Genomic DNA, 18,894 nt, shown 5'->3' with positions numbered 1-18,894 from the left:
TAATTTGTTTGAATTTTATAATTTTGATATATGGAAACACACGAATCACTTAAGGACTTTTACGAAAGAAATGCTCCCAGTCTGGAATCACCATGCATCGGAATCAGTAAAATGGGGCACTTCAATGTATTTTCCCGGGAACACTGCTCATTACTAACTCCTTATAGCAGGAGATATTATTACAAAATTTCACTGATCATAGGAAAGGGAAAACTTCATTATGCAGATAAATGGATTAAAGTGGATCGCCCTGCATTATTGTTTTCAAATCCTAATATTCCTTATTCATGGGAGGCTGATGATGCCAATCAGAAAGGCTGGTTCTGTCTGTTTACAGATCAGTTTCTGCATAATGGGAGCCGTATGGGTAATCTTCAGGATTCTCCGCTTTTTAAGATTGGAGGAACTCCGGTTTTCTTTGTTGATGAAGAACAGCAGAAAGTACTTTCGGATATGTATTCAAAAATGATGACTGAAATTCAGTCGGATTATATTCATAAATACGATATGCTGAGAGCGTATCTTCATCTGATGATCCATGAAACCATCAGAATGCAGCCGGCAGAAAGTTTTGAGCCTTATCAGAATGCCTCGCAAAGAGTAGCTTCTTTGTTTATGGAATTGCTGGAAAGACAATTTCCGATTGACAGTCCCGCGGCCTGTTTAAAATTAAAGACTCCCAATGATTATGCACAGAGCCTTTCAATACATGTGAATTCATTAAACCGTTCTGTAAAAGAGATTACAGGGAAAACAACCAGCCAGCAGATCACGGCAAAGATTATTCAGGAAGCACATGCTTTGCTTACCCATACAGACTGGAATATCTCTGAAATTGCTTACGGCCTGGGCTTTGAAGAACCTGCTTATTTTACCAACTATTTTAAAAAGCAGACGGGAATTACCCCAAATGCTCTACGGATGAACCTTGTTTGAATTTTATAATTCTTGGTTTGAATTCTATATAACAGTTGATCTTTCCATATTCTAATTTTGTCTTGTAAAATTAAATCATACCTATCATGAAATTTAAAAAATTAGGAAACACAGAAGAACAGTTATCAGCAATCGGTTTAGGATGCATGGGGATGAGTTTTGCTTATGGTCCTACCGATGAGCAGGAAAGTATCAATACCTTACACAGAGCGTTGGATTTGGGCGTTAACTTTTGGGATACAGCAGATATGTATGCCAATGGAGAAAACGAAAAACTGATCTCTAAGGTTTTGGTTCCGAACAGAGATAAAATTTTTATTGCTACCAAATTCGGATTCAGGTTTAAAGATGGTAAAGCAAGCCACAGCGGAGCTCCGGGAACTTATTTTGATGGTTCTCCGGAATGGATCAGACAGGCCGTAGATTTAAGCCTTCAAAGGTTAAAAATCGATACTATTGACTTATATTACGCCCACAGGGTAGATCCCAATGTTCCTGTAGAAGAAACGGTAGGAGCAATGGCAGAATTGGTAAAAGCAGGAAAAGTAAAATATCTCGGATTGTCTGAAGCTTCAGCAGAATCTATCAGAAAAGCCAATAAAATTCACCCGATTGCAGCTTTACAATCTGAATATTCTATTTTAACCAAAGATGTTGAAAAAGAAATTTTACCGGCCATCAGAGAACTGGGAATTTCTCTGGTTCCTTATTCACCGCTGGCAAGAGGGCTCTTCACCAATATCTATGATGCACAAAATCTGGGTGATGACGATTTCAGAAAATCATTACCGCGTTATCAGCAGGAATATCTTGAAAATAACACAAAGCTGGCTAACGAAATCAACGAATTTGCAGCTTCCAAAGGAGTGAAGGGAACCCAGCTTGCCCTAGCTTGGGTGCTGAACCAGGGAGATGATATCATTCCGATTCCGGGTACAAAGCGAATCAAATACCTGGAAGAAAATATTGCTGCGGTCAATATAGAGCTTTCCCGGTCGGATCTGGATACCATTGATGCCATCCTGAAAAAATATCCTAATGTAGGAGAAAGATACAATGAAGGTTCAATGAAATTGGTAAACAACTAAAAACTATTTTAGATAAAAACTGAGTTTCTTCTTATGAAAGGAGCTCAGTTTTTTACATTTATTTTTAAATGAAAAGAACCCGACTATGAACAGAAGAGAATTATTAAAGAACGGTTTATTGGCAGGAACATTAAGTATGATTCCTTTTTCCGGTTTAATGGCAGAACAGAGAACCACTCCGGAAAAAACAGGGGATGATCTTTCCGGCTTTAAAAAACTGAAGCTTGGTGAGCTTGAACTATTTGTTCTTACAGACGGATATATCCATGAAGAAAACCTGAATTCATTTGCACCAAGAGGCACCGTTTCAGAATTGAAATCAATCCTTAAAGATCATTTCAGGCCGGAGAATTATATTGATATGGCAATGAATATTCTATTGGTTAAAACAAAAAATAAACTCATTCTATTGGATACCGGAATGGGGATTTTTGCTGATGAAAGAACAGGATTTCTGTTAAAAAGCCTGCAAAAAGCTGGTTTTACTCCCAAAGATATTACTGACGTTTTTATTTCCCATGCCCATCCTGACCATATTGGGGGAGTTGTAGATAAAAAGAATCAGCTTATTTTTCCTAACGCAGCTATTTTCATCGCAAAAACAGAACATGACTTCTGGATGCAGGCTTCTATCAAAGACTTCAGCAATAGCGCTCTGAAAACACAGCCTGAATTCCTTGATCAGTTTATTCCTGCTGTCCGCAATATTCTGAAAACGATTCATCCCAAACTGAAGTTTTATGATTTTAATAATCCGTTATATGACCATTTCATGTTCCAACTGGCACCTGGTCACACACCAGGCTTAACGGTTACAACAATTTCCTCAGGAAATGAAAAGCTGATCTATATTGCAGATCTGATTCATTCCGATGTGATCCTTTTTCCACATCCTGAATGGGGATATTTCGGAGATACAGATCTGGATATTGCGACTGCTTCAAGAAAAAAATTACTGAAGCAGCTGGCAGATACCAGAATCAGAGCGTTTGCTTACCACTTGCCATGGCCGGGGCTGGGCTTTACAAAAGGAAAGGCTGCCGGATTTGAATGGTTTCCGGAGAGTTTTATGAGTTAGGTGGCAGGTAATAGTTTGCAGGGATTACGGACAACAATAGAAATTGGAAACAAGGAGAATGTTATCTTACCCAATAGTAATAAAGTGCTTGGCATTCCCCTCCTTTGGAGGGTTGGCAAAATTCAAAGAATTTTTGACGGGGTGGTAAAATCATACACACAATACTATCAATAGCAGCGGACTTTAGTCCGTTTTTTCAATAAAAATTTACCATTCGGCTTTAGCCAAAATTTAATAATCATCAATTTATACAACAGATCCTCCCGGGCTACGGGAGGATCTGTTTTTATACATAAGAAAAAATTAGAGTTTTATTATCAGGCTTCACCAAATACCACTTCAGGAGAATACAGCTTTCTGAACATGATGTAAGTTACTGTCAGCACAGAAAAGGCAACTAACGCATCCACCGTAGATGACAAACCAAGTACTGCAATTTTTGAAAAGAAAGCAAAAAGAATATCAAAGAACATTCCTGCAAATACCCATTCTTTTAACCTTAATAATGTGTTGGGAAGCAGAAGGACAAGAACTCCAGAAATTTTAAAAACACCGAGTATATAGATAAAATGAGATGGATAGCCAAGTTTTTGCGTGATGTCCCAGACTACCGGATTTTTTGTAAGTTCAAAGAACCCGCTGGCTCCAAACCATAGCGACATAAAAATAGCTCCGGACCAATAGATGATTTTTGTAGTTTTTGTTTTCATTGCTGTATATTTTAGATGTTATTAAGTAGAAATTATTTAAGAGATGTTTTTGCAGATCCTGAGATTTCTCCGGTTTTGACATTTTGAATAAAGGCTATGACTTCCCAGTTTTCAGGAGAAAAACCTTCAGGAAGTTTGAATGTTGTTGTTCCTTCCTGTTTATTAAGTGAAATCTGGTTTTGTTTGTGAACGATTTGCCAGTGATGCAGATGACGCCCTTCGTTTTCACCTTTTCCAACCTGGGTAGAAGAATGTTTTTCAACAAGATTAACGAGAAGAGCACTATTAGAATCTGAGGCTGAAGTTTTATATTGAACCTCAATCGTATTCCGGGAAATATTTGCCGATAGCAGTATATCTGTTTTTTTAGAAACAAGCAGGGCTTTCTGAATGCTATTTTTAATATGATTCTCATCAGAGCCTACAAATTCCGTTTTTCCATTGATTACCAGCTGCGGAGTGTAAACCTGTGAATTCAAAATACGGCTGTATTGCTGTTGACGCTGCGAATTTTCTGCAGTACTGAACCGGTCTTTCCATCCAAGACGGTTCCAGTAATCAACATGGTAGGAGAGAACATAAACGGGTTCTCCTTTATATTCTTTTTCAATCTTTCCCATCAGCTCATCTGCCGGAGGGCAGCTTGAACAGCCTTCTGAAGTGAAAAGTTCCAGAACAGCGAACCCCCTATTTTCAGAGGTTGTATGTTGTGCTGTCTTTTGATCTTTATTTTGATGAATAAATGCTGAAGTAGCAAATAATACTGCGGTAAAAGCGCTTACTGTAATTAAGTTTTTTAGTATCATGTCTTTTAATTTGATTCAAAAGTAGATACCTGATAAAGGCAAAAGAATATGAAACAGGTTCAACCGGACAAATCAAAAGGTGAACCCGGAATTTGTGAGGGGAAATATTTTAAGGCTGGAAGCTGGAAGTGAGAAGCCGGAAGTTTTTGGGGTGTGAAAAGAGATAGCGTTTTATTTTTTTATACAGGCAACAAAGCTTAAAGAACCAAGAAAGATGAAATAAAGAAAAATAAAACCCCGATCATATCAATCAGGGTGGTAATGTATTTCAAAAGAGTTCTATATCTTGGAATGACTGCAAGTACTTCCAGCTCCCAGCTTCAAACTTCCTTACTCCTAAAATATTTTAAGGCTGGAAGCTGGAAGTGAGAAGCCGGAAGTTTTTGGGGTGTGAAAAGAGATAGCGTTTTATTTTTTTATACAGGCAACAAAGCTTAAAGAACCAAGAAAGATGAAATAAAGAAAAATAAAACCCCGATCATATCAATCAGGGTGGTAATGTATTTCAAAAGAGCTCTATATCTTGGAATGACTGCAAGTACTTCCAGCTCCCAGCTTCAAACTTCCTCACTCCTAAATATTTTAAGGCTGGAAGCTGGAAGTGAGAAGCCGGAAGTTTTTGGGGTGTTAAAAGAAATAGCGTTTTTATTTTTTATATAGACAACAAAGCTTAAAGAACCAACAAAGCTTAAAGAACCAAGAAAGATGAAATAAAGAAAAATAAAACCCCGATCATATCAATCAGGGTTCTAATGTATTTCAAAAGAGCTCTATATCTTGGAATGACTGCAAGTACTTCCAGCTCCCAGCTTCAAACTTCCTTACTCCTAAAATATTTTAAGGCTGGAAGCTGGAAGTGAGAAGCCGGAAGTTTTTGGGGTGTTAAAAGAAATAGCGTTTTTATTTTTTTATACAGGCAACAAAGCTTAAGAACTAAGACAGACCAAATAAAACCCCGATCATATCAATCAGGGTTCTAATGTATTTCAAAAGAGTTCTATATCTTGGAATGACTGTAAGTACTTCCAACTCCCAGCTTCAAACTTCCTTACTCCTAAAATATTTTAAGGCTGGAAGCTGGAAGTGAGAAGCCGGAAGTTTTGGGGTGTTAAAAGAAATAGCGTTTTTATTTTTTTATACAGGCAACAAAGCTTAAGAACTAAGACAGATCAAATAAAAGCAAAATAAAACGCCGATCATATCAATCAGGGTTGTAATGTATTTCAAAAGAGTTCTATATCTTGGAATGACTGCAAGTACTTCCAGCTCCCAGCTTCAAACTTCCTTACTCCTTTACCTGTCTTCAAGCCAAGTAAAGAAACTATGTGTTTTTTCTTTATTAATCAAAAGCTTTTCAGGCGTTTCAACAGTGAGTTTTACAAGAATTTTACGTTGGAAATAATGTTCCATTTCTTTAATGGCTTTGAAATTAACAAGATACTGCCTGTTTACCCTGAAAAATTGCCTGTCAGAAACCTGTTCCGCTACCTGTCCGAGAGGCTGGGAAAGAGGAAACTGCTCCCTGGCAAAAGTTACCAGATGTGTAATTTCATTATGGATATAAAAATAAGCAATATCTTCAGTAGGAATGGTGGTGTATTTTTGATTTTTAAAAACCAGGAAACTACTCTTACCTGCAGCAGCAGGCTGGTTGATTTTCTGTATCAGTGACTCCAGATCCGGTAGATCATTTTGCCGGAAGAATTTTTTCAGTTCATCTACTTTTCTCAGGGCTTCAGCAATGTCTTCCTTTGAAAACGGTTTTAAAACATAGTCAACTCCCTTACTTTTAAAGGCATCCAGCATATACTGGTCAAAGGCCGTACAGAAAACCACAGGACAGGTGATCTCCACGGATTTGAAAATCTCAAAGGAAAGTCCGTCAGAAAGATGGATATCCATAAAGATAAGATCAGGTTTGATTTCTTTTAAACCTTCAATACTTGTTTCAATACTGTCGTAAACGCCCAGGATTTTCGAATCTGGTTTTAAATCTGAGATTAAATTCTGCAGGGATTTGGCAGCCCTGAATTCATCTTCAATAATGATTATATTCATGGATTAATGGTAGTTTTATCTGGAAAGTTTTTTCGTCCGAATGAATAACGATGTCCTTTTCCAGTAAGTGTTTGTAACGCATTTTAATATTATCAAGCCCCACTCCCAGAGAATCTTCCGTATTCATTTTCCGCTGTATGGGATTTTCAATCACAATTTGGTTGTCAGTAGGATAGATTTTAATGTGCAAAGGCTTACTTTGCGAAACGATATTGTGCTTGATGCAGTTCTCCACCAGAAGCTGAAGCGTGAATGGCGGAATAAGGGTTGCATGAATTTCTTTTCCCAGTTCGTTGGTGAACTTAATTCCTTCCCCGAAACGTGCTTTCTGAAGAAAAAGATAAGCGTCTACTATTTTCATTTCTTCCTGAACACTGATCAGATCCAGTTTCCTGCTTTCCAGTGTAAACCGGTAAAAATCTGAAAGTTTTACAATAAAATCAACCGTTTCCTCATCATGGGTTTCTGCCATTAATTTTAAGGTATTCAAACTGTTGAAAAGGAAATGCGGGTTGATCTGCTGCTTTAATAATTCATATTGAGCTCCAAGATTATCACTCTTTACCTTTTCCAGTTCAAGCTGGATCTGCTGTCCCGTGTAATTGTTCTGAAGCAGTGTGAGGAACATATAACATACCAGATTGATCAGAATTCCTCTTACCTCCACCATCAGCATCACCGGACCAAAATTGATATGAGATAGAATCAGCTGCTGAATCCATGCCAGCCCAAACATAATCACCATCCCGAAAGCCAGTACAACCATCAATCTGGAATAGGAAATATGCTGTCTGCGTTTTCCTGTACGGTTCAGCATATAGATATTGATGTACCACATGATAATTGAAAAAGCTGCTGTAATTGCTGAGTTTACGGCTGCCTCTTTCCAGTTGAATTCATGGGAAGCCAGTTGAGGTACAGAAGATAAAACACCCAGGAAAATAGAGCTTATCCAGATAATGGCTGGTGAGATTTTTATTTTTTGCTGTTGCATGAAATCTGCTGATTTGAAAAGGTTAAATTAATGCTTTTTATTCAAAATAGTATGATAATAGTGAAACAGAAATTTTTATTAAGGCCTTATTACGGGACGATAGCTCATGAAATATTGTATTCTTTTTTCTGGGTCGGGATTAGTGCTTTGGGGCAGACTATTTTTTATATCATAAGAAACATTTCCCAGATGATCAGCCAGAACCGTTTCCACACTTACCAGTTCCCCGGTGATGGTTCCGCCGGTATACTGGGGGTTTTCATGATATCGCCAGGTAACCAGCTTCATAACAGCCCCCGCTTCCGGTGTCTGACTTTCCTTTGATAAAGATTCCAATGCTTCTTTATTTCCATATAAAGCAGACATAGTTTCTTTCTTAGGATGTAAGGAATTGGAGATGAATTTGAGAGAACCCGGGTCAAAAATAACCCTTGAAAGGCCATTATTTGTATCACTATTTTCTTTGCTGCAGGCGGTAAGGGAAATAAGGCTTACCAGTAAGATCAGGATTGAATTTTTCATTTTTTCTGTAAGTTTTGAATTAGTCTTTGGGTATTTACTTTCATCGGAACATCAAACAGATAACCTGTTTTTTCTGCTAATTGTCTGTGGCATGCAATGCAGGACTCTTTGGCGAAAGATGCTGTGTTTCCCGTTGGGTGAAGGTCATCTCCAGAGAATTTTGCAAATCCCCAGCCTTCGGTGTCTTTATATTGTCTGGAATCCTTTACCATAAACTGTGCATTGATAAATTTTCCGGGTCTGATCTCTCCATCTGGAAGCTCTTCCTGTTTCCATACAGATTTTACGACAATACTTCCGTCCGGCCATGGGTGGAAATTTTCTGTTTCCACAGCTTTTACCGCAATATCATTTCCATAGATGACACGAATAGAATTATCGAACAGCGTACTCATACTGATTACTTTCCAGTTTTTAAAATCAGGTGTATATTGAACTCCATTGGGAGAAACCGGAAGTTTTGTTGATGCCGGGATGGATGTACTGCTGGAAGTTGCTGCAGGCATTTCACTCTTTTTAGGTGCTGACGGGCTTACTGAAGATAAAGAAAGGGTATATTTTTTAATGGTTTCAATATCTTTCTCTGTAATCTTGGCTGAAGGATGCAGAAGAGTGTATTCATGGAGAGGCATTTTACCACTTTGCATCATATTGAGAATAGCATACATTTTGCCCTGATGTTCTGCAGGAGATAATTTTTCCCATTCTGAAAAGTTCAGGACTTCTCTGGCTCTTTTAATATCTTTGTTCACGGCCCAGGAAACAGGGGCAAGTTTATCATACCAGCTTAGATTCTGCTGATTGGAATGACAGTTGAAACATGAGTTTTCAAGAATACTGATCACCTCTTTTGGTGCTTCGATTTTTCCTGTAACCGGCTTTCCTTCCAAAGGTTTGCTGAATAGCTGAAGTCCTCCGAAGATTCCTAATATAGCCAGAAATACTATAGCAATGGGATTTCTTTTTTTCTTTACGGTTTCCATAATGAGTATTGTTTTTATTTTCTGATTCAAAAATAGACGTGTAGCCCATACTATAAAATGGAAAACAGGCCGAGCCGGACAAATCAAAAGGTGAATCCTGAATTTTTAACCCCGAAAATACACAAGAAAAATCCCGGTACCACCATTACCGGGATTTGCTTAAATCGGCTCATTATAAAGTTATACCGCCATCGATCACAATTTCAGTGCCGGTGACATAACTTGAAATCTGATCATCTGATAAATAGGTCACAAGTTTCGCGACTTCTTCAGCGGTTCCCATTTTTTTCAACGGAATCTGTTCTATAAGATGGCTTTGAATATTTTTCAAAGTCTCTTCATCCAGCCCTGCCTTACTCATGATTTCAGTTCTTATAGGGCCGGGGCTGATCATATTCACCCTTATTTTTCTTGGAGCCAATTCTGCAGCTGCTGTTTTTGCAATAGAATTCAGTGCTGCCTTGCTTGCCTGATAGGCGGAACTGTTAGGTTTATAGGTAGAAGCGACAATAGAAGATAAAAAGATGACCGAAGCACCATCATTTAATAATGGAATGAATCTGCTTAATGTAAAGTAAGCTCCTCTGAAGTTGATATTCATGACCTGATCAAAATTTTCGACATCCATATTTTCAATCGGAGTCAATGTACCTGTAATTCCTGCATTGATAAACAGGATATCTATTTTCCCGAATTGTTTCTCAATGTCTTCTTTTAAAAGATCAATATCACTAAGATTTGCCTGATCTGCGATAAATGGAGTGGCACCAACTTCCTGAGCCGCTTTTTCCACTGCTTCTTTTCGTCTTCCGGTAATAATGACAGTTGCTCCTTCTGAAATAAGTTCTTTTGCTGCAGCGAATCCGATCCCGCTGTTTCCTCCTGTTACGACAGCCAGTTTGTTACTGAATTTTTTCATTGTAAATTTTTTGACAAAGTTATTTCAAAATGGTATACTTTTGTAATCAGTATCACAGAGTATATCAGTATCATTCATGATATCACTTAACTTTGCAATTATGGAAAGAGATCAGAACGAAGAGCTAAGAGCTTTACAAGATACCCTTTATTTTATCGGCGGAAAATGGAGAATTCCTGTGATTAATTCAATCTGTAACGGAAACAGACGTTTCAGGGAAATTGAACGGAGTATTCCCGGAATTACTACCAGAATGCTTTCCAAAGAACTGAAAGATATGGAACTGAACAAATTGGTAAAACGTACCGTTTACCCCGAAACTCCTGTTTTAATAGAATATGAGCCTACAGAATATTGCCGGACTTTTGGAAAAATCATTATGGAAATGATTAACTGGGGCAGGGAGCACAGGAGAGTGATTGTGGAGGGTAGATAGGTGGCAGGCTGCAGATGTTAGGGCGCAGGGATTATGGATGTTCCGTCCTCGATGGGTAAATATGTGCCCAATATTTCCCTCCTCTGGAGGGGGTGTCAAAAATTATTTTAATTTTTGACGGGGCGGTTCCAACAAAATAGTATCTCACAAAAAAAGCTCCTTAAAAAAGGAGCTTCTTATTTATATCAGAACGAAAATTAAATTCCGTCAATGATTTCATTTAAAACAGTGCTTGGTCTCATGGCTGCATACGTTTTATATGTATCAGTTTTGTAGTAACCTTCAATGTTTTGAGGTTTACCCTGAGCACCAATTAATTCAGCATTGATTACTTCTTCGTTTTCCTGCATTGCCTGTGCAACCGGAGCAAACTGAGCCGCCAGTTCAGCATCAGCAGTCTGGTTAGCTAAGGCTTCAGCCCAATACATTGCCAAATAGAAGTGAGAACCTCTGTTGTCGATCTGACCTACTTTTCTTGCAGGGGATTTATCTGTAGCTAAAAATTTAGCGTTTGCTTCATCCAATGCATCAGCTAAAACCTGAGATTTTGTATTTCCCTGAGTTTGTGCCAAATGCTCCAAAGAAGCCTGAAGCGCCAAGAATTCACCCAGAGAATCCCATCTCAGGTATCCTTCTTCTAAGAACTGCTCAACATGTTTCGGAGCAGAACCTCCGGCACCTGTTTCGAATAAACCACCACCATTCATCAATGGAACAATAGAAAGCATTTTAGCAGAAGTACCAAGCTCAAGGATTGGGAAAAGGTCTGTTAAATAATCTCTCAATACGTTTCCTGAAACAGAGATGGTATCTTTACCTTCTCTTGCTCTCTTAAGCGTTTCAGTCATGGCATCTTTTACATCAAGAATTCTGATGTCAAGACCTGTTGTATCGTAATCAGCAAGGTATTTTTCTACTTTTTTGATGATTTCTCTGTCGTGAGCTCTTCCTTTGTCTAACCAGAAGATGGCAGGAGTATCAGATAATCTTGATCTGTTAACCGCTAATTTTACCCAGTCCTGGATAGGAGCATCTTTAGTCTGGCACATTCTGAAGATATCATCTTTTTCTACTTTCTGAGAAAGAAGAACGTTTCCGGCTTCATCCTGAACCTCTACAGTTCCGTCAGCAGATAATTGGAAAGTCTTATCGTGAGAACCATATTCTTCAGCTTTCTGAGCCATCAAACCTACGTTTGGAACAGATCCCATTGTGGTAGGGTCCAATTTTCCGTGCGCTTTCATGTCATCAATTACAGACTGATAGAAACCCGCATAAGAACGGTCAGGAATGATACAAACTGTATCCTCCTCATTTCCGTCTTTGTTCCACATTTTACCTCCTCCTCTTACAAGAGCAGCCATAGAGGCGTCAACGATAATATCAGAAGGTACGTGGAAGTTGGTAATTCCTTTGTCAGAGTTTACCATGGCCACTCTTGGTCCTTCAGCCAGCGCTTTTTCGATATCAGCTTTAATGTCAGCTTCCTGAGCATTCCCTTTGATTTTTTCGAAAAGATCGGCAAGACCGTTATTTGGATTGATGTCTAAAGACTTGAAAGTCTCAGCATATTTAGTAAATACATCTTTGAAGAAAGTCTCAACTATAGCCCCGAAAATAATCGGGTCAGAGATTTTCATCATGGTAGCTTTAAGGTGAGCGGAAAGAAGAACATTTCTTTTCTTTGCTTCCTCGATAGCCTCCTGAACGAATGCTTTTAAAGCTTTTAAGTTCATTACAGAAGAATCAATTACCTCACCAGCCTGAAGACCTGCGAAGTCTTTTAGTACAGATTCAGAACCGTCGTTTCCTTTGAATACGATTCTGTATTTTGTAGCATTTTCTACTGTTGTAGAAGTTTCTGTCCCGTAGAAATCACCATTGTTCATGTGAGCTACGTCAGTTTTGCTGTCAGATGCCCAGTTACCCATTCTGTGAGGGTTTGCTTTAGCATAGTTTTTAACAGCTTTTGGAGCACGTCTGTCAGAGTTTCCTTCTCTTAATACAGGGTTTACAGCACTTCCCAATACTTTGGCATATTTAGCTTTAATCGCTTTTTCTTCGTCATTTTTAGGCTCTGCAGGATAGTTGGGAACTGCGAAACCTTTACCTTGCAATTCAGCGATTGCTGCATCCAATTGAGGCACAGAAGCAGAAATGTTAGGTAACTTAATGATGTTAGCTTCAGGTTTTGTTGCCAATTCTCCAAGCTCTGCCAAAGCATCACTGATTTTCTGGTCGTCTTTTAAAAACTCAGGGAAGTTGGCTAAGATTCTTCCCGCTAAGGAAATATCCGGTACAGCGATTTCGATATCTGCTGATTTGGTAAAAGCTTTTACGATAGGTAAAAACGAGTGAGTAGCCAGCATTGGAGCTTCATCAGTAAGTGTGTAATAGATTTTTGATTTTTCTGACATTATACTGTTATTTTTTATTTGAAATTTTAAGTCCCACAAATTTAGTAAATATCATTGTTTTATTTGGGATATTTCCATAAAAAAAGAGGCTATACCTCTTTAATTTTACATTGGTGTAATTGTATGGCTTATAAACCAATTTCTGTTTGTAAAATGATCATTGGATAAAAGAAAAAAGGTATTTTGACTTTAAGATTAATTTAACCTTAATAAAACAGGAAAAATTTTCTTTTTTGATTACATTTGAAGAACTAAAAATAAATATTATGTCAACGACAATTACTTTAAAAGGAAACGAAGTACATACCATAGGAACATTACCGGCTGTAGGAACCACCGTAAAAGATTTTGCACTGGTAGACTCAGGATTAAATGTAAAGACCCTTGAAACTTTTGCAGGAAAGAAAAAAGTATTCAATATTTTCCCGAGCATTGATACCCCTACCTGTGCAGCTTCTTCCAGAAAATTCAATGAAGAAGCTTCAAAGCTTGATAATACAGTGATCATCAATGTTTCAAAAGATCTTCCGTTCGCATTGGGAAGATTCTGTGCAGCAGAAGGATTGAATAATGTAGAAACACTTTCAGATTTCAGAAGCAGCTTTGGTGATGATTATGAAGTAACCATTACAGATTCTCCTATGAAGGGACTATTGAGCCGTGCCGTTATTGTTACAGACGAAAACAACAAAGTAGTATATACGGAGCAGGTTCCGGAAATTGCCAACGAACCTAATTATGATGCGGCTCTTGCAGCATTGAAATAATAAAAATAATTTTTGTAGAAAAGCCTTGTGAATCAATTTTTACAAGGCTTTTTTGAATACATAAAACAGCGCAAAAATGGTAAAAAGAATCGTAGCCAATATTAAAACAGATGATCTCTCTAAAGCAGAACAATTTTATCAGGATATTCTTGAGCTGGATATTTTAATGGATCACGGGTGGATTAAAACATTAGGCAATGATGAAGAGGCAAAGGTTCAGATCAGCTTTGCAGAACAGGGCGGAAACGATACTGAAGTTCCGGACCTTTCCATTGAAGTAGATAATGTAGATGAAATTTATAATAAAATGAAAAATGCCGGCTTTGAAATCATTTACGGACTTACTGACGAAGAATGGGGGGTCCGCAGGTTTTTTGTTAAAGATCCTTTTCAAAAGCTGGTCAATATTCTGTCTCACCAATAAAAAGATATAATGAAAGCAGAACGTATTATTCCGATATTAAGAATCTTTGATGATCAGAAAGCAAAAGAATTTTATGTAGACTGGCTGGGCTTCGAGATTGTCTGGGAGCATTATTTTGATGAAAATACTCCCGTTTATATGGAAGTGAAAAGAGAAAATATCATTTTTCATCTGAGCGAACACCATGGAGACGGAACACCCGGAACAAGGGTTGCTATCTGGGGCGAAGGTGTTCCTCAATATCATAAAGAACTGATTGACAAAAAGTATAAATATAACCGTCCCGGACTGGAAAAAACATTCTATGGCGCCGTATCTTTCACCGTAATTGATCCTTTCGGGAACAAAATTACTTTTGAAGAAGAATATGATGAAGCAAAACATAAAGACCTTGATTTTTTCTCCATTCATTAATTTAAAGCATTGGAAATATTGCGGATGTTGATTACAGTCAATAAGAATCCGGAATATTAAAGCTAATTTTGCAGGATGAAACGTTCAGGAACCGCAGATTTACCTCTTCACTATGGCAAAGTACCGCCATGGCTGTATGAGCGTATGTCTGTGCTGGGACTTTCCATTATCGAAGTAATTCTCATGGATTATGGTAAAGATGAGGTATTGCGCAGGCTGGCAGATCCGTTCTGGTTTCAGAGTTTTGGAGCTGTAATGGGAATGGACTGGCATTCTTCAGGAATTACCACTTCCGTAATGGGAGCACTGAAACGTTCTATAAATCCCAATTCACAATCTTTGGGGCTTTATATCTGTGGCGGAAAAGGAAAATTTTCCAGGGAAACACCATCGGAACTGATTAAAATTGCGGATAAAACCGGACTAAACGGAACAGACCTTGTAAGAGCCAGCAAACTTTCTGCAAAAGTAGATAATACAGCCATTCAGGATGGTTACCAATTGTATCTGCACAATTTCATTCTCTCAGACAATGGAAACTGGAGCGTTATCCAGCAGGGAATGCATGAGTCGGACGGAACGGCAAGACGGTACCACTGGCATTCTGAAAACCTCACCTCATTTGTGGAGAATCCTCATACAGGAATCAACGGAGTTTCAAGAGGAAGAATACTGAATCTTACCGATGCAGAAGCTTCAGAAAACAGAAAAGGGATCCTGGATATTTCCCATACCGATTCAACAGAAGTAATGAAAGATTTTGCAAGATTGATTCTTCCTGCCCACCATGATGTTCAGGCTTCTGATGTAGACCTGAAGCGTTTGGGAGCCCTTCTGTATGTAACCCGTGAGCAGCAGCCTCAGAATTTCGAGGACTTACTGATGCTGGAAGGTGTAGGTCCCAGAACCATGCAGTCATTGGCTCTGGTAAGTGAAGTGATTCACGGGGCACCGTCAAGATTTGCAGATCCGGCAAGGTTTTCCTTTGCTCATGGAGGTAAAGACGGACATCCTTTCCCAGTTCCCATCAATACTTATGACGAAAGTATCAGCATTATCAGGAAAGGGATTGAAAAATCCAGACTGGGAAATTCTGATAAACTGAATTCCTTAAATAAGCTGCATCAGATCGTAGCTAAGGCAGAAAAAGATTTCACACCGGATTTTGACATTCAGCAGGTGATTGAAGAAGAAAGACAGAATTCCTGGCGTTTTGGCGGGAAAACGGTATTCGGTGATGCGCAGAAACCAAACCCTCCCAAACCCATACAGCTATCCTTATTTTAGTTCTGTTTCTTTCAAAAGTTAACGATTACTATCATCAACAAACAGTCATTCCCCCCTCCGGAGGGATGGCAAAAATTCAAAGAATTTTTGACGGGGTGGCCAGAAAAGGCATGTCTTACATACGTGTTTAAAAAGTATCAGCTTTAAAATATCTTTTATTCCAGTATAATATCTGCTTTTTTGTAAAAGGTTTATATTCTTTGTTTAATATTTTTTCTTTTTAATTCAATTAAAAATTTTATTTTTAAAGACTTAAAAAATTGACACCAAATGACCAATAAAGCCTTAGAAATCTGCTATGATTTTCCATTCTTTTTTCGTGAAGAACTTGACGAAATATTTAAGGCTCATGAAAAAACATCTTTTCAGAAAGGAGATTTTATCCTTGAAGAAGGAAAAACAGCCAATGAATACTATATCCTTGAGAGCGGACTTGCCCGTTCATATGTCAATGACTTCAACGGAAACGAAGTGACCACTCATTTTTTTACAGAAAATGAAGTGATTATTGAGGTTTTATCGATGTTTCAAAGAATACCTTCTCAGGAAAATATCGTTTGTATTACAGACTGTGAATGCTGGAAGCTGGATTATGATACCTTTCAGGAACTTTTCCATAAAATTCCAAACCTCAGAGAATGGGGAAGATCATGGATGTCGCAGGAACTTTTTGCCTACAAACAAAGGTCTGTGGAAATGTTTACCCTTTCGGCAACCAAAAGATACCTTAATCTCCTGGAACAGAAATCCAAAGTCATCCAATTTGCTCCTTTAAAACAGATTGCCTCCTATCTTGGAGTTACAGACACCTCTCTGAGCCGTATCCGTAAAGAAATCGTTTCCCATCCCAAGAAAATTTAAATCTTGCCCTATGACAAGTTGATTTTCATTGCACCTTGGTAATTTTGGATAACAGTTTAACACTAAAATTACAGAAAATGAAAGTCAATCAGATTTATGTGAACCTTCCGGTAAAAGATGTGCAGAAAACAAAAGAATTCTGGACCAGGGTAGGTTTTTCAATTAATGAACAGTTCTCAGACGAGAAAGCAGCCTGTGTTGCTTTGAATGATACCATCTATGTTATGTTTCTGCAGGAAGATTATTTCAGGTCTTTCACTAATAAGCCCGTTGCCAAAGAAAACACCAGTCAGGTCCTTGTGGCAGTAGGATTAAACAGCCGTGAAGAAGTGGATAAGGTAGTGAATACGGCCGTAGAAAACGGAGCATGGCAGCATGAAGAACCTCAGGATTACGGATGGATGTATCAGAATTCCTTCTGGGATCCGGACGGGCACGGCTGGAATATCACTTTTGCCGATCTGTCTAAAATGCCTACAACATAACTCCATCCGGATACAAAGTAAATCTTGTCCTATGGCAAGCACTTTCTTAGTATATCCTGATAATTTTGAATCATAATCACCACTAAAATTACAGAAAATGAAAATCAATGAAATTTACGTCAACTTACCGGTAAAAGACGTTCAAAAAACCAGAGAGTTCTGGACGAAGCTGGGCTTTTCTATCAACGAGCAATTCTCAGATGAGAAGGCAATCTGCGTAATAATGAAAGAAAATCACATCTATGCGATGTTTCTAAAAGAAGAGTTCTTCCAGACCTTTACCAACAGGCCTTTTGCGAAAGGAGATACAACACAGGTACTTCTTGCCATAGGAGTCAACAGCCGTGATGAAGTGGATAACATGGTAAAAACTGCTATAGAAAACGGAGGTTCAAAATACAGTGAGCCTATGGACCACGGATGGATGTACCAAAGCAGTTTTGCTGACCTTAACGGTCATCAGTGGGAAGTAATGCATGCAGATGTTTCTCAGTTGCCTTCCGAATAATTGTTGCTTCTAACTATCAAATAACTGTCATATGGAAACACAATCAAACGATATAGAAATCATAAAAAATCAGGTAGTCAGTAACTATTATGTGATGACTATGAACACTGACGGCATTACCCATGATGAATCGATGGTTTTTCCCAATGGTGAGGCCAATTGTATGAACTGGATTCTTGGGCATCTGATCTATATCAGAAACCCATTACTGAATATTTTAGGTGAAGATTCTGTGTGGGACAATGAAAATTTTTTTTTCTACAACAGAGGCGAAATTGCTTTGGATCACAAAGATAAACTGGTCAGTTTCGAAGAATTAAAGTCCTATTTAAAACAATCTCAGGACAAACTGGAAGCAAAACTCAACACCCTTGAAAGTTTTAAATCTGAAACGGTTAAAGATATCTCAACCCTTAGCCTTCATGAAATTTACCACAGCGGCCAGCTGGGCTATCTCAGGAGAATTTTAGGAAAGCCGGGCGCAATAAAATAAATTCCTTGCTCTGCTCGGAATGACGAATGAACTGTCGAAGTTTCCAGACTATTTCAGAAAAGTACAATTTACCGAAGATAAAATCCTCGCGCCTTAAAAACGCACAGTTTGTAAAATACTTAGCGCCTTTGTATTTATCTCAACTTCCAGCTTTTAACTTCTAATCTCTAATATCAAATTAAAATGGACACCCCAAAATCAAAAAAAATAGAAGTCATTATTCCGGCTTACAGAATGCATTCCCAAAGCTTTATGAATGTTTTGGACGGCATTTCGGAAGAAGACGCCTTGAAAAGAATTGAAAATAAAACCAACCATATTGTATGGATGGCAGGAAACTTTATCAATATGCGCTACGGTTTGGGCGCTGTATTGGGAATTAAGGAACAGGATCCTTATAATGACCTGTTTTTCCAGGGAAAAGCGCTCGATGAAAGCTTTAAATATCCGGCTTTGGCTGAATTAAAGGAGAATTTCCACGCCATTTCTGCTAAAGTATACCAGAAACTGCATGAGGTAACCGATGAAGAACTTGACGAAATATTTGAAATAGGAATGAATATCCCTTTCATCAAAGAAACAAAGCTCAATTTTGCAGGTATGTGTATCGGCCGTGAAGATTACTTATGCGGACAGATAGGATTAATGCGCAGGATATTAAATTATCCGGGAATGAAATATGATGTTGACGAAAACCTTAAATATTAA

21 protein-coding genes are annotated in these 18,894 nt (G+C 38.3%); 13 read left to right on the top strand and 8 right to left on the bottom strand.

What is annotated here, in order from left to right; genetic code table 11:
* The first annotated feature begins 30 nt into the window (after positions 1 to 30).
* The 3 genes from ACR1PO_RS02175 to ACR1PO_RS02165 all read left to right on the top strand — a co-directional run bounded on the left by ACR1PO_RS02175 (position 31) and on the right by ACR1PO_RS02165 (position 3,102).
* Positions 31 to 936, top strand: coding sequence for a helix-turn-helix domain-containing protein (locus ACR1PO_RS02175; RefSeq protein WP_332387563.1), 906 nt, complete (start codon positions 31 to 33; stop codon positions 934 to 936).
* Positions 937 to 1,022: 86 nt separating this feature from the next.
* The gene (locus ACR1PO_RS02170; protein WP_332387562.1) at positions 1,023 to 2,024 is read left to right on the top strand and encodes an aldo/keto reductase; all 1,002 of its coding nucleotides are present in this window, start codon (positions 1,023 to 1,025) and stop codon (positions 2,022 to 2,024) included.
* A gap of 85 nt (positions 2,025 to 2,109) precedes the next feature.
* Positions 2,110 to 3,102: an MBL fold metallo-hydrolase gene (locus ACR1PO_RS02165; RefSeq protein WP_433985660.1), complete on the top strand. Its 993-nt coding sequence runs from the start codon at positions 2,110 to 2,112 to the stop codon at positions 3,100 to 3,102.
* Between the two features lie 317 nt (positions 3,103 to 3,419).
* Here the strand turns inward: ACR1PO_RS02165 and ACR1PO_RS02160 are convergent, their stop codons facing one another.
* The 7 genes from ACR1PO_RS02160 to ACR1PO_RS02130 all read right to left on the bottom strand — a co-directional run bounded on the left by ACR1PO_RS02160 (position 3,420) and on the right by ACR1PO_RS02130 (position 10,094).
* The gene (locus ACR1PO_RS02160) at positions 3,420 to 3,812 is read right to left on the bottom strand and encodes a DoxX family protein (RefSeq protein ID WP_433985659.1); all 393 of its coding nucleotides are present in this window, start codon (positions 3,810 to 3,812) and stop codon (positions 3,420 to 3,422) included.
* Positions 3,813 to 3,844: 32 nt separating this feature from the next.
* On the bottom strand, positions 3,845 to 4,618 hold the full coding sequence (locus tag ACR1PO_RS02155; protein ID WP_433985658.1) for a DUF1223 domain-containing protein: 774 nt from the start codon (positions 4,616 to 4,618) through the stop codon (positions 3,845 to 3,847).
* A gap of 1,293 nt (positions 4,619 to 5,911) precedes the next feature.
* On the bottom strand, positions 5,912 to 6,676 hold the full coding sequence (locus ACR1PO_RS02150; RefSeq protein WP_433985657.1) for a LytR/AlgR family response regulator transcription factor: 765 nt from the start codon (positions 6,674 to 6,676) through the stop codon (positions 5,912 to 5,914).
* A complete protein-coding gene (locus ACR1PO_RS02145) occupies positions 6,657 to 7,670 on the bottom strand; it encodes a sensor histidine kinase (protein ID WP_332387556.1) in 1,014 nt (337 codons plus the stop codon). The genes ACR1PO_RS02150 and ACR1PO_RS02145 overlap by 20 nt, the downstream gene beginning before the upstream one ends.
* A gap of 78 nt (positions 7,671 to 7,748) precedes the next feature.
* Positions 7,749 to 8,192, bottom strand: coding sequence for a hypothetical protein (locus tag ACR1PO_RS02140; protein WP_433985656.1), 444 nt, complete (start codon positions 8,190 to 8,192; stop codon positions 7,749 to 7,751).
* Positions 8,189 to 9,175, bottom strand: coding sequence for a heme-binding domain-containing protein (locus tag ACR1PO_RS02135; RefSeq protein ID WP_433985655.1), 987 nt, complete (start codon positions 9,173 to 9,175; stop codon positions 8,189 to 8,191). Before ACR1PO_RS02135 ends, ACR1PO_RS02140 begins: the two co-directional genes overlap by 4 nt.
* A gap of 172 nt (positions 9,176 to 9,347) precedes the next feature.
* A complete protein-coding gene (locus ACR1PO_RS02130) occupies positions 9,348 to 10,094 on the bottom strand; it encodes an SDR family oxidoreductase (protein WP_433985654.1) in 747 nt (248 codons plus the stop codon).
* 100 nt (positions 10,095 to 10,194) lie between these two features.
* Here ACR1PO_RS02130 and ACR1PO_RS02125 point away from each other — a divergent pair, with 100 nt between their 5' ends.
* Entirely contained in the window at positions 10,195 to 10,530 is a 336-nt protein-coding gene (locus ACR1PO_RS02125) for a winged helix-turn-helix transcriptional regulator (RefSeq protein ID WP_332387552.1), read from the top strand.
* 197 nt (positions 10,531 to 10,727) lie between these two features.
* Here ACR1PO_RS02125 and ACR1PO_RS02120 read toward each other — a convergent pair whose 3' ends face one another.
* Positions 10,728 to 12,947 carry an NADP-dependent isocitrate dehydrogenase gene (locus ACR1PO_RS02120; protein WP_433985653.1) on the bottom strand — a complete coding sequence of 740 codons (2,220 nt, stop codon included), beginning with the start codon at positions 12,945 to 12,947 and terminating at the stop codon, positions 10,728 to 10,730.
* A 266-nt stretch (positions 12,948 to 13,213) separates the two neighbouring features.
* Here ACR1PO_RS02120 and tpx point away from each other — a divergent pair, with 266 nt between their 5' ends.
* The 9 genes from tpx to ACR1PO_RS02075 all read left to right on the top strand — a co-directional run bounded on the left by tpx (position 13,214) and on the right by ACR1PO_RS02075 (position 18,894).
* On the top strand, positions 13,214 to 13,714 hold the full coding sequence (gene tpx / locus ACR1PO_RS02115) for a thiol peroxidase (RefSeq protein WP_332387551.1): 501 nt from the start codon (positions 13,214 to 13,216) through the stop codon (positions 13,712 to 13,714).
* A 76-nt stretch (positions 13,715 to 13,790) separates the two neighbouring features.
* A complete protein-coding gene (locus ACR1PO_RS02110; protein WP_332387550.1) occupies positions 13,791 to 14,138 on the top strand; it encodes a VOC family protein in 348 nt (115 codons plus the stop codon).
* A gap of 9 nt (positions 14,139 to 14,147) precedes the next feature.
* The gene (locus tag ACR1PO_RS02105; RefSeq protein WP_332387549.1) at positions 14,148 to 14,552 is read left to right on the top strand and encodes a glyoxalase superfamily protein; all 405 of its coding nucleotides are present in this window, start codon (positions 14,148 to 14,150) and stop codon (positions 14,550 to 14,552) included.
* 75 nt (positions 14,553 to 14,627) lie between these two features.
* Positions 14,628 to 15,839: a DUF763 domain-containing protein gene (locus tag ACR1PO_RS02100; RefSeq protein WP_332387548.1), complete on the top strand. Its 1,212-nt coding sequence runs from the start codon at positions 14,628 to 14,630 to the stop codon at positions 15,837 to 15,839.
* 270 nt (positions 15,840 to 16,109) lie between these two features.
* Positions 16,110 to 16,700: a Crp/Fnr family transcriptional regulator gene (locus tag ACR1PO_RS02095; RefSeq protein WP_002978030.1), complete on the top strand. Its 591-nt coding sequence runs from the start codon at positions 16,110 to 16,112 to the stop codon at positions 16,698 to 16,700.
* A 77-nt stretch (positions 16,701 to 16,777) separates the two neighbouring features.
* Positions 16,778 to 17,185, top strand: a complete 408-nt coding sequence (locus ACR1PO_RS02090; protein ID WP_433985652.1) for a VOC family protein — start codon at positions 16,778 to 16,780, stop codon at positions 17,183 to 17,185.
* Between the two features lie 97 nt (positions 17,186 to 17,282).
* Positions 17,283 to 17,693 (top strand): VOC family protein, encoded by a 411-nt coding sequence (locus tag ACR1PO_RS02085; RefSeq protein WP_332387546.1) that lies wholly within the window; start codon positions 17,283 to 17,285, stop codon positions 17,691 to 17,693.
* A gap of 31 nt (positions 17,694 to 17,724) precedes the next feature.
* A complete protein-coding gene (locus tag ACR1PO_RS02080) occupies positions 17,725 to 18,186 on the top strand; it encodes a hypothetical protein (RefSeq protein WP_433985651.1) in 462 nt (153 codons plus the stop codon).
* A gap of 183 nt (positions 18,187 to 18,369) precedes the next feature.
* Positions 18,370 to 18,894 (top strand): DinB family protein, encoded by a 525-nt coding sequence (locus ACR1PO_RS02075; RefSeq protein ID WP_332387543.1) that lies wholly within the window; start codon positions 18,370 to 18,372, stop codon positions 18,892 to 18,894.

Origin of the sequence: Chryseobacterium amylolyticum (assembly GCF_051011775.1) — a bacterium.
Classification (GTDB): Bacteria; Bacteroidota; Bacteroidia; order Flavobacteriales; family Weeksellaceae; genus Chryseobacterium.
The sequence above is the reverse complement of the archived record's forward strand: the minus strand, read 5'-3'. Positions and strand labels throughout refer to the sequence as shown.

Excerpts from the sequence above, each read along its gene's own strand:
- ACR1PO_RS02145 (WP_332387556.1), bottom strand. The coding sequence starts at position 7,670 with ATGCAACAGCAAAAAATAAAAATCTCACCAGCCATTATCTGGATAAGC.
- ACR1PO_RS02170 (WP_332387562.1), top strand. The coding sequence starts at position 1,023 with ATGAAATTTAAAAAATTAGGAAACACAGAAGAACAGTTATCAGCAATC.
- ACR1PO_RS02140 (WP_433985656.1), bottom strand. The coding sequence starts at position 8,192 with ATGAAAAATTCAATCCTGATCTTACTGGTAAGCCTTATTTCCCTTACC.
- ACR1PO_RS02160 (WP_433985659.1), bottom strand. The coding sequence starts at position 3,812 with ATGAAAACAAAAACTACAAAAATCATCTATTGGTCCGGAGCTATTTTT.
- ACR1PO_RS02100 (WP_332387548.1), top strand. The coding sequence starts at position 14,628 with ATGAAACGTTCAGGAACCGCAGATTTACCTCTTCACTATGGCAAAGTA.
- ACR1PO_RS02130 (WP_433985654.1), bottom strand. The coding sequence starts at position 10,094 with ATGAAAAAATTCAGTAACAAACTGGCTGTCGTAACAGGAGGAAACAGC.
- ACR1PO_RS02105 (WP_332387549.1), top strand. The coding sequence starts at position 14,148 with ATGAAAGCAGAACGTATTATTCCGATATTAAGAATCTTTGATGATCAG.
- ACR1PO_RS02120 (WP_433985653.1), bottom strand. The coding sequence starts at position 12,947 with ATGTCAGAAAAATCAAAAATCTATTACACACTTACTGATGAAGCTCCA.
- ACR1PO_RS02090 (WP_433985652.1), top strand. The coding sequence starts at position 16,778 with ATGAAAGTCAATCAGATTTATGTGAACCTTCCGGTAAAAGATGTGCAG.
- ACR1PO_RS02095 (WP_002978030.1), top strand. The coding sequence starts at position 16,110 with ATGACCAATAAAGCCTTAGAAATCTGCTATGATTTTCCATTCTTTTTT.
- tpx (WP_332387551.1), top strand. The coding sequence starts at position 13,214 with ATGTCAACGACAATTACTTTAAAAGGAAACGAAGTACATACCATAGGA.
- ACR1PO_RS02085 (WP_332387546.1), top strand. The coding sequence starts at position 17,283 with ATGAAAATCAATGAAATTTACGTCAACTTACCGGTAAAAGACGTTCAA.
- ACR1PO_RS02080 (WP_433985651.1), top strand. The coding sequence starts at position 17,725 with ATGGAAACACAATCAAACGATATAGAAATCATAAAAAATCAGGTAGTC.
- ACR1PO_RS02175 (WP_332387563.1), top strand. The coding sequence starts at position 31 with ATGGAAACACACGAATCACTTAAGGACTTTTACGAAAGAAATGCTCCC.
- ACR1PO_RS02150 (WP_433985657.1), bottom strand. The coding sequence starts at position 6,676 with ATGAATATAATCATTATTGAAGATGAATTCAGGGCTGCCAAATCCCTG.
- ACR1PO_RS02135 (WP_433985655.1), bottom strand. The coding sequence starts at position 9,175 with ATGGAAACCGTAAAGAAAAAAAGAAATCCCATTGCTATAGTATTTCTG.
- ACR1PO_RS02110 (WP_332387550.1), top strand. The coding sequence starts at position 13,791 with ATGGTAAAAAGAATCGTAGCCAATATTAAAACAGATGATCTCTCTAAA.
- ACR1PO_RS02165 (WP_433985660.1), top strand. The coding sequence starts at position 2,110 with ATGAACAGAAGAGAATTATTAAAGAACGGTTTATTGGCAGGAACATTA.
- ACR1PO_RS02155 (WP_433985658.1), bottom strand. The coding sequence starts at position 4,618 with ATGATACTAAAAAACTTAATTACAGTAAGCGCTTTTACCGCAGTATTA.
- ACR1PO_RS02075 (WP_332387543.1), top strand. The coding sequence starts at position 18,370 with ATGGACACCCCAAAATCAAAAAAAATAGAAGTCATTATTCCGGCTTAC.
- ACR1PO_RS02125 (WP_332387552.1), top strand. The coding sequence starts at position 10,195 with ATGGAAAGAGATCAGAACGAAGAGCTAAGAGCTTTACAAGATACCCTT.